Genomic DNA, 15,840 nt, shown 5'->3' on the forward strand with positions numbered 1-15,840 from the left:
CACCGTGTACCGAGCACACAGCGTCGGCGTCGTGGTGCCCGCCTACAACGAGGAGGGGTTCGTCGGCCGAGTGATCGAGACGATGCCCGCGTTCGTCGACCGGGTGTACGTCGTCGACGACCGTTCGACGGACGGCACATGGGACGAGATTACGCGCTACGCCGAGCGGGCGACCCCGCAACTGGTGACGGATGGAAACGGTTCCTCGAGCGCCGTCCAGGCCTCGAGCGATGGAGGGGGTCGGCCCGGCAGGTCTGACCAACCCGATCGGACGGCCCCCGACGGCGGCTCGAGCGTCGCCCCCAGCACCGATGGCGAGACGGATCGCCTCCCAGAGACGGATCTGAGCAGTATCGAGCGAGAACGCGAACTCGATCGCCCGGTCGACGACCACGCACAGCGGTCCGACGCCCCCCTCGAGACGTCCGACCACTCGAGCCAGCGCGACGACGAGGCCAGTGAGGACGCCTCGACGACTGTCGTCCCCATCCGTCACGAGCGAAACCGCGGTGTCGGCGGTGCGATCAAGACCGGTTACCGCCGTGCTCTCGAGGACGGGATGGACGTCACCGCGGTCATGGCCGGCGACGCCCAGATGGACCCCGACCAGCTGCACCGACTGCTCGATCCCATCGTGGAGGGCCAGGCCGATTACGCCAAGGGCAACCGCCTCGCTGGGCGGGACCACCGGGAGTCGATGTCGAACTGGCGGCTCTTCGGCAACGTCACCCTGACCGTCCTGACGAAGGTCGCCAGCGGCTACTGGGAGATGATGGATCCCCAGAACGGCTACACGGCCATCTCGAGGGGAGCGCTCGAGGCCGTCGACCTGGACGCTCTCTACGAGGAGTACGGTTTCGCGAACGACCTGCTCGTCGAACTCAACACGGCCGGCTACCGGATCGCGGACGTGTCGATGCCGGCGGTCTACGGCGACGAACGGAGCCACATCGAGTACCGGACCTTCGTGCCGCGGCTCTCGAAGCTCCTCCTGGCGGGCTTCCTGCGCCGACTCGGTCGACGGTACGTCGTTCGCGAGTTCCACCCGCTGGTGGTCCTCTACGGTCTCGGCGTCGCGGGCTGGCTGCTGGCGACGGCGGCGTTCGGGTGGGCGGCGGCCAATCGCGTCCGTGCCGAGACGCGGACCGGTCGGGTCGGCTGGACTGTCCTCTACGCCTTCCTCGGGGCGATGTGTCTCGCGTTCGCGATGACGCTCGACCACGAGGCTAACGTCGGCACGGTGACGGTGGTGAACGACCAATGAAGGCCGTCGTCACCATCCAGCACCCCGCCCACGTCCACTTCTATCGCCACGTCATCGACGAACTCGAGACGCGGGGCCACGAGGTGTTCGTCTTCGCCCGCGAGAACGACCTGGCGGTGCCGCTGCTCAACGCCTTCGGCATCCCCCACGAGGTACTGACGGGTCCCCAGGACTCGCTGTCGGAACTCGCGAAGGTGCAATTGGCCTACGAACTTCGCCTGCTCCGGCGAGTTCGGAAGATCGGTCCGGACGTGATGACCGCCATCGGCGGTGTCGCGGTCTCGCACGTTGCCCCGCTTGTCGGCGCCCGGAGCGTCGTCTTCGTCGACAACGAGGGGACGACCTCCCACCGGATCACGACGCCGTTCGCCCACGTGGTCGCCACCCCGCGTAACTACGACGAGGACTACGGCGCAAACCACGTCCGCTACGACGGTTTCCACGAACTCGCCTACCTCCACCCGGACTACTTCGAACCCGACCCGGACGCGCTGGTCGCCCACGGTGTCGACCCCGACGCCACCTACTTCGTCCTCCGGTTTCGCCGATGGGACGCGCTTCACGACGTCGGCGAGGGCGGCCTCTCGCTCGAGGGCAAGCGCCGCCTCGTCTCGATGCTCGAAGAGTACGGCGACGTCTACATCACGAGTACGGACCCGCTGCCGTCGGATCTCGAGGCCTACCAGCTGCCGGTGGCACCGACGCTGATCCACGACCTGCTTTACTTCGCCGACTGCTACGCGGGCGACTCGGCGACGATGGCGACCGAGTCGGCCCTACTCGGGACGCCGACCGTCCGCATCCAGTCGTTCGCCGCCCGCGAGACGGACATGACCAACTTCGTCGAACTCGAGGAGACCTACGACCTGCTCCGGTCGACGCCCGACGAGGAGGAGGGACTCGAGCTGGTTCGGGAGATCGTCGAGGATCCCGAGACGAGGACGCGCTGGCGGGCGCGTCGGGAACGGCTGTTCGAGGACAAAATTGACGTCGCGGCGTACGTTACGGAACTACTCTGCGAGCAGGGTGGGGCAGCGGTTCGAACGGTCGAGCAGCGGGCCGTTTCGGCGGACTGACCGTGAGACCTCGAGGCGGTCGGTTCTCCTCGATTAAGGTTCGTGCAGTTCTCTTCGATCAGGATTCGTGAGGCTCTCCTCGATCAGGATTCGTACGGTTTCCGTCGATCAAGGTTCGTCCGCGTTCGCGTCCGTTTCCCCGTCTGCACCGCCGCGCCCCAACTCGAGTCGATCCTCGATGACGGCGATCGACTGCTCCGACGACTGCTGGCGGAGGGCCGTCTCCACCGAAGCTTGCTCGCCTGGATAGGTTCGCTCGCCCAGCCCCGTCCGTGCTCCTCGCGGGGTCAGGTAATCCCCACCGACGTCGATCTCGGCGGCCGTACACAGTCGTTTCAGGATCGAACGCGCGCCCTCGGTGGTGATCGCCGGCGGCGCGATGGCGAACCGTCGCGAGAGTTCCGCGGACGTGTGCTTCTCACAGAGCGATTCGATCTCCTCGGTGTCGAACCCGCGTTCCTCGAGAACCGTCCGCACCCGCCGGGCGACCGAGGGGGCGTGACGGGTCGGGAACAGCGGCCACTCGTTCGAGGGCGGATCCTGGACGACGCGGTAGCGCCGAAGTGGCGTCCGCGCCGAGGCCGGGAGCGGCACGTCCTCGAGGCGCTGTGATCGCCCCAGGACGCGAATCGTTCCCGAGTAGAAGTCGACGTCGGCCCAGGTCGCCCCGGTGCGGCGGTCGTCCTCCGGGACCCGGAAGAGTTCGGCGCCGCGGACCCCCGAGTGAGCCAGCACGGCGACCATCGCGTACTCGCGCAGTCGGGCGAGGCGTTCAGTTCTGGGGGCGTCCTCGGCCTCGAGCGATCGCTCGCGGACGAACGCCTCGAGCGCGTCGCGCTGCTCGCGGGTCCAGGATCGGTCGCTGGCGTCGGCGCCGTCGTCGACCGGGAGTGCTCCCTCGGCGGCGTCGGTCGCGGCGGGATTGGTCTCGAGGATGCCGCCGCGGACACACCAGGAGAGGAAGGCCCTGACGACGGCGAAGTAGGTGCCGGCCGTCGAGGCGGTGTAGTCGCCCCGGCGCGTTCTGTCGTCGAGTTCCTCGGCGTAGGCGCGCATGTGTTCGACGTCGAGGTCGAACAGCGAGGCGACGTCGTGTTCGCGCTCGAGCCACTCTGCCCACCGACGGAGGACGGACTCGGCGTTCGAGGCGTAGGTTCCGGCACCGGGTCCGTCCGGGTTGCCGACGGCCTTGCGCTGGAGGTAGGCGTCGACGGCGTCGGCGACGCGAACGCGGACCTCGCTCACGTGGCGCTCACCTCACGTCCGTCGGGTTCCACACGCCTCTCGCTCCGGGTGCGACGTCGAGTACTCGAGAAACGGGACCGAGACCGGGTCCGGGACCGGGACCGTAACCGGAACGGGGAAACAGAGGGCCCGACGGTCGACGCGGCCTCCACGAGGCACCTGCCTGCCGAGCGGGACTCGACGGTCATTCTCGTCGCTTCCTACTCGAGCCTCGTACATCTGCGTTTCGGTCTTCAGAAACGGAAAGAAAGTTACCGTTGCGACCGTCAGTCGTCCGCCGTCGGCGTCTCCGGGCGGTACGACCGGCTGATCTGTTTCCACTTCCCCGTCGAGAATCGGTAGTAGTTGACCGCTGCGGGGACGGCCGTCTCGGCGACGAACGCGAGGTACAGCCCCATCAGCCCGATCGCGGGTATCGAGACGCCGGGAACCGCGACCGTGGCGTCGACGAGGGGGACGGCGGCCTCGAGCGGCGGGAGATCGAGCCCGTTCGCGCCGAGGTATGCGAGCGGAATTGCGAAGCCGAACATCCCGAGGAACTGGCTGTAGAACGGCCAGCGGGTGTCGCCGCTGGCGTTAAGCGGACCGGAGGCGCCACCGGACACGCCGCGAAGCACGACGGCGACGCAGGCGGCGTGAACGAGCGAAACGGCGATCGGAATCGCGGGGTCCGTTGGATCGTTGCTGAACAGCAACGTGATCTGCTCGGCAAAGACGAAGACCAGGAACGCAGAGACCGCGTAGACGGCGACGGCGAAGCGGATGATCTCGCGGCCGTACTGCTCGGCGGTTCCCTCGTCGCCGGTGCCAAGTACCTGCCCGACCAGACTCGAGGAGGCCAGCCCGAAGCCCCACCCGGGGGTGTTCATGACGCCCCAGATGCGCCGGGCGATGACGTAAGCGGCGACGGTGTCCTCGCCGAAGACGTCGACGATGGCGAGCATGGGGAACTCGGCGAGGGTCCAGACGAGGTTGGTCCCGAACACGGGGAGACCGATTGTGACCAGATCACGCAGCGTCGGGGCATCCACGTAGCTCCCAACGGGATCGACGTGGACGGGGAACTCCCTCGCCCCGGGCAGCCGACCGGCGGTCAGGCCGACCGCGAAGACCGCGGTGACGGCGACGTTCGAGAGGACGGTCCCGAGGGCGGCGCCGACGACGCCTAGGTCGAGCCCGAAGATCAGGACCGCGTTGATCCCGATGTTGGCGACGGCGCCGCCAGCCCGGACGACCATCGGGGTCCAGGCGTCGTCCATGCCGACGAACACGCGGCTCCCGATGAGGTTGAGTCCCGCGAAGGGGATACCGAGGGCGACGACCTGGAGGTAGTCGGATCCGTACCGAATCGCGTCCGGGTTATCCGTGATCAGTCCGATGAAGGACTCGGCGGACAGCCAGAAGGTGGCCGTGATCGGGAGTGAGACGACGACCACGAGGAAGACGCTCGAGCGAACGGCCTGTCCGAGCTGGTCGTAGGCCTCGGCGCCGTAGCGCTGGGAGACGAGCGCGATGGTGCCACCGGCGACGCCACCGCCGACCGAGAACGCGAGCCCCCAGAACGGGCCGGCGAACCCCACACCGGCGATGGCCGACGAGCCGATGGCGATGCCGACCATCGCGACGTCGACGGCGCTCTTCGACATGCGAGCGATGCCGGTGACGATGCGCGGCCACGCGAGGTCGGTGGTCCGCCGGGCCCGTTCGCGCTCGATCAGGCCCGCTCGAGCGAGGGCGAAGCCGATCCAGAGAATCAGCAATCGAAACGGGTTCGGGACGCGACGGACCACCGGAATCACGCGAGCCTAGAAGCCTCCGCTTAAAAGCACTTCCCGACGCGGCATGGTCGACCGGTTTCGAATCGAAACCATATCCCACGGGTGGGGTTCGCACGCCCTCTCCTCGTTCGCGACCCTGGTCCCCAACTTATCGTTCTTCTCGGCCGTCACGTTCGCCCGTCAGCTCCCGGAGCCAGCGCTTCCGCTCGTCTCGAGTCGCCGCTCGTACTTTTCGAGCGATTCCTCGAGAGCTGCTCCGGCGTCGACGTCGACTTCGGTACAGAGTGCGAGCAGGGCGAAGAGCGCGTCACCGAGTTCGTCTCGAGCGATGGCAGCAGCGTCGGGGTCAGCTCCGTAGGCCGTTGACTCGGTGAGTTCTTTCGCCACCTCACCGACCTCTGAACTGAGGTCGAGGGCGCGATAGGCCGGATCCGTCTCGAGGTCGTGTCGCTCGAGAAACGCAGCGACGTCATTTTGGGTATCCATGACTGGAACGTGAGTCGATTGATCGAAAATAGCGTCGGTTTCGTGACTACTCGAGCGAGTTGCTCGTTTTACCACTCGGTCAGTCACTCGAGCGGACACACGTTCACGGGTCTGGTGATGTTCGACTGAAAAATAGCGACTCGACGTCCGGTCGTGCCTAGACCAGTCCGACGACGCCGATCGGAATACGGGAGTCCGTATCCGTGTCGTCGGTTTCGTTGTCGTCGGTCTCGTTGTCGTCGTAGTCGTCGGTCTCGTCAGTGTCGTTGTCGTCAGCGTCGGTTTCGTTATCGTCCGCGTCGTCCTCGTCGGTCTCGGTGTCGTCCATCTCGTCTTCCTCGATCAGCTCGATGAAGGCTACTTCACCGAACTCGTCGGTGAGGACCATGTGGACGTACTCGCCAGCTTCGACACCGGTGGTGTCGACCTCGAACTCGACGGTGTCACTCGAGTCCGCGTCGAGCGTCACCGATTGTGACTCGACGAGGTTGCCCTGGAGCCTGAACTCGACGTCCTGGGTGGCTTCCTCGTCGTTGGGGTTGGTGACGGTCGCGTTGACCGTGATGGTGTCACCGACGGTCGCGTTCTCCGGTGCCTCGAGGTTTTCGACGGTGAACGATTCCATGTCGCCGTCACCGACGTCTGTCTCGTTGTCGTCCATGTCATCGCCATCTCCGACACCAGCGTCGGTTTCGTTGTCGTCACCGACGTCAGTCTCGTTGTCGTCCATGTCGTCATCGTCACCGACATCTGTTTCGTTGTCGTCGAGGCCATCGTCAGCCTCGTCGTCGGTTTCGTTGTCGTCGAGACCGTCGTCAGTCTCGTTGTCGTCCATGTCGTCATCGTCACCGACGTCTGTCTCGTCGTCGGTCTCGTTATCGTCCATGTCGTCATCGTCACCGACGTCTGTCTCGTCGTCGAGACCGTCGTCAGTCTCGTTGTCGTCGACGCCGTCCATCTCGTCTTCACCGTCGACGACGGTCACGTTCTCTTCGTCTCCCAGCATCTCCTCGAGGCGATCGAGCGCCTCCTCGTCATCGAGGACGAGGATGTAGACATTCTCGATCGTGACCTCTTCGATCGTAACCTCGGAGAAGTTCGCGTTGACGATCGTCACACCGTCTTCGACGGCGTCAGCGTCGGGCTCCATAACGGGAGCGTCGTCGCTGTCGTTGGCCGGTTCTTCGTCAGCATCGTCGGCCGGTGGTTCGGCTTCGGCGTCGTCGCCGTCATCCTCCTCCTCGACGGGGCACTCAGACGGCTTCTCGTCTTCGGCGTCGTCGGTCTCGTTGTCCGCTTCCGAGTCATCGACGTCGTCGGTCTCGTTAGCCGGCTCTTCCGCCGACTCGAGGGTCACCGCAGCCTCGTCGGTCACCGGCTCACCGTCTTCGGTGAGGTAGGGACCGTCGTCTTCGCCCTCGGTCTCGACGAAGTCGTAGGTCTCGTTGTCGTTCGTATCGAGGTGGGGCATCGCGATCAGCGTCTCACTCTCCTCGAGCGAGGTGTCGAGTTGGACCTCGACGTCTTCGTGCGTGCCCGCCTCGAGGTACTCGGAGGTTCCGAGGACGCTCTCGATGACGTTGCCGACGAGCAGCGAGCTATCGTGGATCGTCACGAAGCCACCCTCCTCCATCGTCACCTCGTCGACGACGACGGAGGTTCCGTCGGTAGTCTGGTCGCTGAACGTCACGCTCGCGGACGGTTGTGTGGTCTCGTTGTCCGCCTCGCTAGTGTCGTTCTCTGTATCGTTCTCTGTGTCGTTCGTCTCGTCGTCCTGTATTGCCAGGCTCGTCCCCGATGATGCGGATGCCGCCCCCACCAGGGCAACACCACTCGTCAGCATCATGAGGGCGACGAGTACGACGACTACGTGTTTTCGTGTGCTCATGTCATCTCGTGCCGTAAAGGCGTTCGAAACTTGACGAAGGCGGGCATAAACCGGCCCAACGCTTTCGAGGGGAAACGACAAACTGCTCCTTACCGACGTCGTTCCAACCGGCGCCCGCGGCAGAAATGAGGCATTTCGTTGGGGGTTGCGTCGGACACCGCGTCGTGTACTCGATACCTACTCGATACCTACTGGGGATCGCGCGGCGGCTCGCTCGAGCGGGTCGCTGTGGGCTCGTTCCCCCGAATACACACGAGGTTCTCGCGACCGATCCGCAACTTCGTGATTTCGCCCTCGTCCTCGAGGTCGGCCAGCAGGCGACTCACCTTCGCCTTCGACCAGTCGACGGAGTCGACGATCGCCGACTGCTTCATCCGCCCGCCGTTTCGCTGGATCAGCGAGCACACCCGCTCGCGGTCGGTGAGCATTGACTCACCCTCGGTCGAATCTCTCGAGTCCGCCTCGGCCCCGGCCTCGAGTCGCTTCCGGAGAACCAGGCCACCGCCCAGAAACGCCAGCGCCAGGATGCCGACGATCGCGGCCAGGTGGGACTCCTCGCCGCCCTGAGTCTGGGCCTGGAGGTGTGTCTGGAGCGCGAACACCTGTGCACGTATCTCGACACCGATACCGGTGACCGACCACTCGAGGGTCGACCACTCGGCCGGGGCGAATATGACCGGGTTGTAGATGGTGGCTGAATTCATGCGACGAGTGTTAACCGGTTGAGACTGGTCGAAACGCCGTTCTGTGGGGGGTCTGTCAGCAATCATCGACACGTGGCGCTAAAGTAGTTTTTATAAGAGTACAAGTGATATTGTATTCGGCGACACTCAGGCGACTCGAGAGATCGCCTCGGGACCGCGTCCGGCACGGGGAGAGCCGGCGTGTGCCGTTCATCGAGGATTCAACAATTCGACCCGACGGGCTCGGCTCAGACGCCCGGGACCCCTGCCGCGTCGAACGTCGTCACGCCGAGGAACGCGAGGATGTAGAGCACGATGAGCACGCTCAGCCAGGCCACGAGCGTGATCGCCGCCGCCTGAATCCAGCCGCCTGGATAGCGGGCGTTGATCACCGTAAGGTACGCGATGAGGACGATCGCTGGGCCCAGGAGGGGAATCCAGCCGAGGAAGAACCCGACGACGCCCCAGACGATCGCCCCGATGAGGGCCGTGACCAGGGCGTAGGTGTAATCCTCCGTGTCGACGATGACTCTGGCCCCGACGTAGATTCCGAGGGCTCCGATGAGCAAGCTCACGGCGAACACGATGATGCTGTCGATTGTAGCCATACCCAGGGAGTAGGGCCGCTCCCTCGTTAGTTATCGGCGCCCTACACGCACGCGAGAGTGACTCCCACGAAGCCGTGGCTGTCTCGAGTCTCTCACGTGGGAGCTTCGTCGGATTCTCGTCGCCGTACGTTGCAGCTTCCGTGACGATTACGGGGTTTGAAAGCGAAATCTGGCCCGGCTCGTGAGTGAGTTCGTCCTACGCATCCTACGCGTCCTGTCCACACTTCCTGTCCTGCGCGCACTTCGCGTTCTGCACATCCTACGCATCCTGCCGGCTGCCAGCCGTCCCCCGCTCGCCGCCGACCTCGTTCGTCGGTCGACCCGCTGCCCGTTGCGCCCCTCGAGAGTCCGTCCCCGCTTCGACGAGCCGCTCGAGCCCTGACTCGAGGTCGATGCGTGCCGTGAAGTCGAGTTCGTCGCTCGCTCGAGCTACGGACGCGACGCTGTGGCGGACGTCGCCCGGCCGGGGCTCGACGTGGACGATGTCCGAGTCCGAATCAGTGACGTCTCGAATCGTCTCGGCGAGCGTCCGTATCGACGTCCGCGTACCCGTTCCGACGTTGTACGCCCGTCCGACCGCGTCGGTCGTCGCCGCCAGGAGGTTCGCCTGGATGACGTCCGAGACGTGGACGAAGTCGCGCGTCTGCTCGCCGTCGCCCTCGATGGTGATCGGCTCGCCGGCGCGAGCCTGCTCGAGGAACGTCGCGATCACGCCGCTGTAGGGGCCCTGTTGGCGGGGGCCGTAGGCGTTGAAGTATCGCAGGGCGACGGTCTCGAGCCCATATAACTGATTGTACGCGTGTGCGTAGTGATCGAGGGAGAGTTTCTGGATCCCGTATGGCGAGGTCGGACGCAGGGAGTCCGTCTCTGCGACCGGGACGCTCTCGGGGTGGCCGTAGATCGCCGCGCTCGAGGCCAGCACGACCCGGGCGTCCTCGAGGCGCGCCTGCTCGAGCACGCCCAGGGTCCCCTCGAGATTGACGTCGTTCGTGTGCCGCGGATCGTCGACGCTCTCGGTGACGCTGACGATGGCGCCCTCGTGAAAGATGACGTCGACGCCTCGGGCCGCACGCTGGAGGGCGATCGGGTCGCGAAGGTCGCCCTCGATCACGGTCGCGTCGTCGTGGACGTGCTCGCGAGTCCCGTTGACGAAGTTGTCGAGGACGCGAACCTCTGCGTGGGGGGCCAGCGCGTCGACGAGGTGGCTGCCGATGAAGCCGGCGCCACCGGTGACGAGGACGCGACGATCGGCGAGTGGGTGATGCTCCATCGCCGGGAGCCACCAGTCGCCCGCGGTTTAGTATAGGGGACGTACCCCGTCGTATTCGATTCCTACGGGTGGCGGGGTGCTCGAGTCGTTCGCGTCGTCCGAGTCGTTCGCGTTGCTCGAGTTAGTTCGTCCCTTGGGCCAGTTCGTCACTCGAGCGGGTTCCGAGGGGCTACTGATCCGCGTACCAGTCGGTGAACGCCGCCAGCGCACGTCCGCGGTGGGAGATGGCGTTCTTCTCTGCGGCCGTCATCTCCGCGAACGTCTGCCCGTTGTACTCGAAGATCGGATCGTAGCCAAAGCCTGCCTCTCCCCGCGGGGCGACGATGGTCCCCGCGACGGAGCCCTCGAAGGTCTCGACGCCCTCGGCATCGGCGTAGGCCATGACCGTGCGGAAGTGTGCGCGACGATTGGATTCGTCCTCGGCCTCGAGTAGTCGCCAGACGCGTTCGACGCCGACGGTCGTCTCGACGTAGGCCGAGTACGGCCCCGGAAAACCGCCGAGGGCGTCGACGAACAGGCCGGTGTCGTCGACCAGGACGCCATCGACGTCGCTCCCGTTGACATCGCTCCCGTCGTTGGCCTCCTCGGCCGTCATCGCGTCGTAGGTCTCTCGAGCGCCCGTCGCAGCAATCTCGCCCAGGTCGTCGCTCTGGATCTCGGTGTAGTCGTACTCGACCTGCTCGAGGGCCGCCTGCCCGTCGAGGTACTCGCGAGCCTCCTCGAGTTTGCCTGCGTTGCCGGTGGCGAAATACAGGGTGTCCATACGCGTGGGCGCGCACGGGAGCGGGAAAGCGCCGTCGATTTCCCCTCTTCTCTCCCTCGCTGGTCGCCGCCTCCGCTAGCCTTTTCCTCCCGGCGGCCGAGTTTCTGGGCATGGACGCTACGCTCGATCACGTCATGCTGCGCGTCGAGGACCTCGAGGAGAGCTTGGAGTGGTACGGCACCCACTTCGACTACGAGGAGAAAGGACGTTGGGAGGCGGACACCTTCACCAACGTCTACCTCGGTCCCGAGGACGTCCACGAGGACGGCGCGGTCCTCGAGTTGACGTACAACCACGACGACCGGAGTTACGAGATGGGCGACGCCTGGGGCCACATCGCCGTTCGGGTTCCCGAGGACGAACTCGAGTCGAGCTACCAGCAGCTGATGGACGGGGGCGTCGAGGACTACCGCGATCCCGAGTCCTGCGGGAACCGCTACGCGTTCGTCAAAGATCCGGACGGCCACGAGATCGAGATTGTCAAGCGCGACTACGGGGCGAAGTGGAGCCTCGACCACACGATGATCCGGGTCGAGGACGCCGACGAGGCGCTGGGCTACTGGACGCGGAAGTTCGAGTACGAGCACGTCAGCCGCTGGGAGTCCGACACGTTTGCGAACTACTTCGTCCAGCGAGAGGGTGCGGCCCCGGAGGAGATGACCGTCGAACTGACCTACAACTACGACGGCCGGAGCTACGAGCTGGGCGATGCCTGGGGTCACCTCGCGGTTTCCGTCGACGATCTGCACGAGGCCTGGGACCAGTTGCTCGAGCGCGAGAGCGAGGATTACCGGGATCCGGAGTCGTGTGACGACCGCTACGCGTTCACGAAGGATCAGGACGGCCACGAGATTGAGATCGTGACTCGAGACTGAATTCCCGATAGCGATCAACAGTTACGAACGTTCCTTTTCCCCTTCCGCGGTATCGAATCTTCTCGCTGGATCGATGTTGTGGTGTCACGGCTACGTACAGCTCGAGCGGCTCGAGTGGCTGAAGTAGTTTGAGTGGTTCGAGCGGTTCGAGCAGTGCGACCCTCGAGAACCAGACCCCAGTGACCACGCTGCGCACGACTCGTCCTCGCCCCGGTCGAATCGTCGTCGCGTTCGCCGCCACTCCCGTGACTGGTTGGATTCTTGAGGCGGTAATCCAGCCTTACAATCGCTCGAGTAATCCGTCCTCTCGGAAGTTCTGGATACTCACTCCCGGTGAATAGTTCGATCTGGGCACCAGTGTTGGAGCCGCTCCTGCGCCAATCCGTGACCCTCACTAATTCATGACAGTTACTGGCCTTTATATGTGTTCTCGTGTTGTAGGTCGACCGCGTACAGCGCTAATACCGGACTGAGCGGGGTCTGAGGGAGATTGTGCAGGGTTGGCATACCCCGAGACCACCACAAAGCATTTATAACAATGGCTCTTCGGTATCTAATACCCCTACCCAGGGTGACAGTAGTAAGTATGGCCTCACGCACGGTAATGTGCGATTGGCAGGAACGATACTGTTGCCGTAACAGAATACAACGATAACAATGACAGGAAATTATAAGGATAAGTTCAGCGCAGTCGTCATGGCTACGCTGATGGTCCTCTCTGTGGTCGCGATCGGTGGCGCTGCTCTCGCGGGCTCCGCCGCTGCGTCGAATCACGGTGAAGACCTCTCCGGCGAGTCTCTGCTCTGGCAGGGACAAGATGGTTATTACACCACTGGAGATGACGTACAGCTCCGCAAAGGAACTAAAGACGATGACCAAGGTCTTGAGCGCGAACTCGCCTCTAACGGCGACTACGTTACCGTAGACTCGACCGAGCTTGATTCCGGTATGTACTGGATCAGCTCCGGTGGCGCTGACGGTACCGAAGAGACGACCTTCGAAGTCGTCGAACAGTCTCTGACGTCTGAGTGGAGTGAAGACTCCGTCTACAACTCGGACCAGAGTATGGAGTCTTCGCTTACGATCGACTCGAACCGTGGCACCTACCAGACCAACATCAGCGCTGAGGGCCTCGACGGCGACGACCTCGAGAGCATCTTCGGCACTACTGCTGGCTCCGCTCAGGGCGACGTCTACGTCGTCAACGACGGTGACCAGACGCTCGACGGTAACTTCTCTGGCATCGCTGCTGGTCAGTACAACTTCACCGTCGATGTCCCTGACACGACGGCTGAGGCTACGCCCTCGATCACCGTTGAGGATGCCCCGGAAGTCCAGCCCGACCTCTCGTTCGATCAGAACACCTACGAGGTTGACGCTGGCGACTACGTCGACATCACGGTTCAGTTCGAGAACACCGACACGGCTACGGTCCACCTCGCTGAAGAGGATGACAACTACGACGCCAACGTCACGGTCCGAGACACCAATGAGGAAGGCGAAGTGACCATCCGCTTCAACACGTACGCTGCTGCTAACGACGAAGACACGTTCGAAGTCGTTAGCGACAACGGCGAGATCGTTGACGAGGAAGAAAGCAAGTTCTCCGGCGATTACCGTCTCCAGCCCGCTGACTTCGAGCTCGAAGTCTTCAACGGCGAGACTGTCGATCCCGGCAACGAACTCGACGCTGCGCTCCTCCTGCTGCAGGATCGCTCGACTGGCGACCTCAGCACCTGGACCGCGCCGTCCAGCTACAACTATGATGACGACTTCAGTAACATTCAGGGCGACCTGACTCAGACTGACACCATCGCTAACGACGACCTCACTGTTGTTGAGGTCGAGGCAACTGGTGTCTACGGTTACCTCTTCGATGATGACGGAACGTGGAACGAATCCAGTAACGTCACCCTGACGTTCACTGACACGAACGACCCACGCTACGGTGAGGCTGACTCGTTCAGCGTTACCGAGCATGACTATCAGGTCGTTCCTGACGCCGAGAACGGTACGTTCTACGTCGTGACTGACCTCAGTGCCCACGGTGACGTCGACGCCGGCGAAACCTGGAACGTTGAGTTCACGGTCACCGAAGACAACCCGTACGTCACTGAGGACGAAGGCGACAACGCCGACGTCAGCATCGAAGAGCGTACGATTGACTTCGAGAACGTCAACGACGACGACGCCGTCGAACTCGAGAACAGCGAGGAATCCCCGGTTACCGTGACGAGCAACGTCGCGCCCGGTACGGAAGTCGACTTCCGACTCCGCTTCGAGACCTCGGTTCTCTCCCAGTCCGGTGTCGTCATCGGTGACGACCACACGGCAACCACCACGTTCGATCTCAGCGACCGCGAGGCCGGTGAGGAACTCCGCTCCGTCAGCGCATCGGAAGCTGGTGGCGCTGACGTTGAGTACACCGGTGTCGTTGTTGAGGCCGAAGACTCTGACGAAGAGTCCGGCGCTGCCTGGAAGGCAACCGCAAACCTCCCCGAGAACGCTGTCGAAGGTGAGGTCCTCGAGTTCTCCGTTGATCTCGAGAACAACGGTGACGAGGAAGGCACGACCACCGTTCAGCTCGTCGTGGATGGCGAGAAGAACGTCATCGACGAGAACGTGACCGTCGGCGCTGGTGAATCCACCACGCTCGAGGGCACGGACGAGAAGGCCTCTGCTGGTGACCACGACTGGCAGCTCATCGTTGGCGACGAAGTCATCGACGAGGGTACCTTCACCGTTGACTCCTCCAACGAGTCTGACGAGTCCGACGAATCCGACGAGTCTGACGAATCCGACGAGTCTGACGAATCCGACGAGTCTGACGAATCCGACGAGTCTGACGAATCCGACGAGTCTGACGAATCCGACGAGTCTGACGAATCCGACGAGTCTGACGAATCCGACGAGTCTGACGAATCCGACGAGTCCGACGAGTCTGACGAATCCGACGAGTCTGACGAATCCGACGAAGGCGATGACGACGGCCAGCCCGGCTTCGGCGTCGCTGTCGCTCTCGTCGCACTCCTCGGCGCTGCGATGCTGGCACTCCGCCGCCAGGACTAAGCAGTTGAACTAACCGGAGCAGTTCCGGTCCCGCGGTTTTCATTTTATCGAACGCTACACCGGCCAGCGACAGCGTTCGTCCTCGAACCCAGTACTGACGATACACCCCGAACGTACCGTCCCAACTGAATCTTCTCGAGCCGCGTTCGACCAACCGAACCGTTTCCGACGCCATAGCTGTGCATCGGACGACGGTGCTGGCTCACGCGATCGACGACCAGTCGAGCCCGACGAATTGGCTCCCACGCGAGACGTGGATCGCTTGGTCACGTTCTTCGAACGTCCCTCTGGACCCCATTTCTCCAATCTCGTACCCCAACCAGTCACGGTTCGAGACCCGCCTGCCCCACGATGGCCACTCGTTTCGAGCAGTCGGCAGGGATGTCTCTCTTAGCATGTCCCTGCCGAGTGAGCCGGGATCTACGTTTTTCCGCTGCCCCCGGAGTGCATCGCTCCTGAGAGTGGAGAGACGGTGAACACCGGCCGTCGTCCAGACCGCGCTGCCCCTCGAAGCCACACGAGCATCGAGTAGTCTCGAGCGGCATGTCCTCGAGGCGTCAGCGGGCTACCGTGTGGGCATCGACCGACACTCGAAACCAAGAGTCGTCTATCGGTTGCTATTTGGTCTGTAGCACCTTCCGCTCGAGTCGTCGACACTGGGTTCGTTCCAAACAGTCGTACGGTAAACGCGTGCTCGCCTCTGAATCCCACCGCGTGCTCGTCATCGTCCGCGAGGTTCCGGCGGTTTCGATGGTTCACGACGTTCGATACTCGTCCTTCCCCAGAAGACGATCGCGTTCACCTCCCGACTCCTAGATCCCTATCGCGTGACCCT

13 protein-coding genes are annotated in these 15,840 nt (G+C 63.7%); 4 read left to right on the forward strand and 9 right to left on the reverse strand.

Going from position 1 to position 15,840, the window contains the following annotated elements:
- The first annotated feature begins 4 nt into the window (after positions 1-4).
- Both NGM29_RS07215 and NGM29_RS07220 read left to right on the forward strand, forming a co-directional pair.
- On the forward strand, positions 5-1,264 hold the full coding sequence (locus tag NGM29_RS07215; RefSeq protein ID WP_254159780.1) for a glycosyltransferase family 2 protein: 1,260 nt from the start codon (positions 5-7) through the stop codon (positions 1,262-1,264).
- Positions 1,261-2,340 (forward strand): DUF354 domain-containing protein, encoded by a 1,080-nt coding sequence (locus tag NGM29_RS07220; RefSeq protein ID WP_254159781.1) that lies wholly within the window; start codon positions 1,261-1,263, stop codon positions 2,338-2,340. Before NGM29_RS07215 ends, NGM29_RS07220 begins: the two co-directional genes overlap by 4 nt.
- A 108-nt stretch (positions 2,341-2,448) precedes the next feature.
- Here the strand turns inward: NGM29_RS07220 and NGM29_RS07225 are convergent, their stop codons facing one another.
- The 9 genes from NGM29_RS07225 to rdgB form a co-directional block, all read right to left on the reverse strand.
- Positions 2,449-3,585, reverse strand: coding sequence for a tyrosine-type recombinase/integrase (locus tag NGM29_RS07225; RefSeq protein WP_254159782.1), 1,137 nt, complete (start codon positions 3,583-3,585; stop codon positions 2,449-2,451).
- A gap of 12 nt (positions 3,586-3,597) precedes the next feature.
- Entirely contained in the window at positions 3,598-3,804 is a 207-nt protein-coding gene (locus NGM29_RS07230) for a hypothetical protein (RefSeq protein WP_254159783.1), read from the reverse strand.
- A gap of 47 nt (positions 3,805-3,851) precedes the next feature.
- A complete protein-coding gene (locus tag NGM29_RS07235; RefSeq protein WP_254159784.1) occupies positions 3,852-5,375 on the reverse strand; it encodes an MATE family efflux transporter in 1,524 nt (507 codons plus the stop codon).
- Between the two features lie 168 nt (positions 5,376-5,543).
- Positions 5,544-5,849 carry a MazG-like family protein gene (locus NGM29_RS07240; protein WP_254159785.1) on the reverse strand — a complete coding sequence of 102 codons (306 nt, stop codon included), beginning with the start codon at positions 5,847-5,849 and terminating at the stop codon, positions 5,544-5,546.
- A gap of 157 nt (positions 5,850-6,006) precedes the next feature.
- Positions 6,007-7,737: a DUF7282 domain-containing protein gene (locus tag NGM29_RS07245; RefSeq protein ID WP_254159786.1), complete on the reverse strand. Its 1,731-nt coding sequence runs from the start codon at positions 7,735-7,737 to the stop codon at positions 6,007-6,009.
- A gap of 188 nt (positions 7,738-7,925) precedes the next feature.
- Positions 7,926-8,441, reverse strand: a complete 516-nt coding sequence (locus tag NGM29_RS07250) for a helix-turn-helix transcriptional regulator (protein WP_254159787.1) — start codon at positions 8,439-8,441, stop codon at positions 7,926-7,928.
- Between the two features lie 227 nt (positions 8,442-8,668).
- On the reverse strand, positions 8,669-9,028 hold the full coding sequence (locus tag NGM29_RS07255; RefSeq protein ID WP_254159788.1) for a hypothetical protein: 360 nt from the start codon (positions 9,026-9,028) through the stop codon (positions 8,669-8,671).
- Positions 9,029-9,287: 259 nt separating this feature from the next.
- Positions 9,288-10,298, reverse strand: a complete 1,011-nt coding sequence (locus NGM29_RS07260; RefSeq protein WP_254159789.1) for an NAD-dependent epimerase/dehydratase family protein — start codon at positions 10,296-10,298, stop codon at positions 9,288-9,290.
- A gap of 169 nt (positions 10,299-10,467) precedes the next feature.
- Positions 10,468-11,061, reverse strand: coding sequence for an RdgB/HAM1 family non-canonical purine NTP pyrophosphatase (rdgB, locus tag NGM29_RS07265; RefSeq protein ID WP_254159790.1), 594 nt, complete (start codon positions 11,059-11,061; stop codon positions 10,468-10,470).
- 110 nt (positions 11,062-11,171) lie between these two features.
- Here rdgB and NGM29_RS07270 point away from each other — a divergent pair, with 110 nt between their 5' ends.
- Together NGM29_RS07270 and NGM29_RS07275 are read left to right on the forward strand one after the other, a co-directional pair.
- On the forward strand, positions 11,172-11,936 hold the full coding sequence (locus NGM29_RS07270) for a VOC family protein (RefSeq protein WP_254159791.1): 765 nt from the start codon (positions 11,172-11,174) through the stop codon (positions 11,934-11,936).
- A gap of 657 nt (positions 11,937-12,593) precedes the next feature.
- Positions 12,594-15,005 (forward strand): DUF7827 domain-containing protein, encoded by a 2,412-nt coding sequence (locus NGM29_RS07275; RefSeq protein WP_254159792.1) that lies wholly within the window; start codon positions 12,594-12,596, stop codon positions 15,003-15,005.
- Positions 15,006-15,840 lie beyond the last annotated feature (835 nt).

It is taken from the genome of Natronosalvus rutilus, from assembly GCF_024204665.1.
Taxonomy (GTDB): domain Archaea; phylum Halobacteriota; class Halobacteria; order Halobacteriales; family Natrialbaceae; genus Natronosalvus; species Natronosalvus rutilus.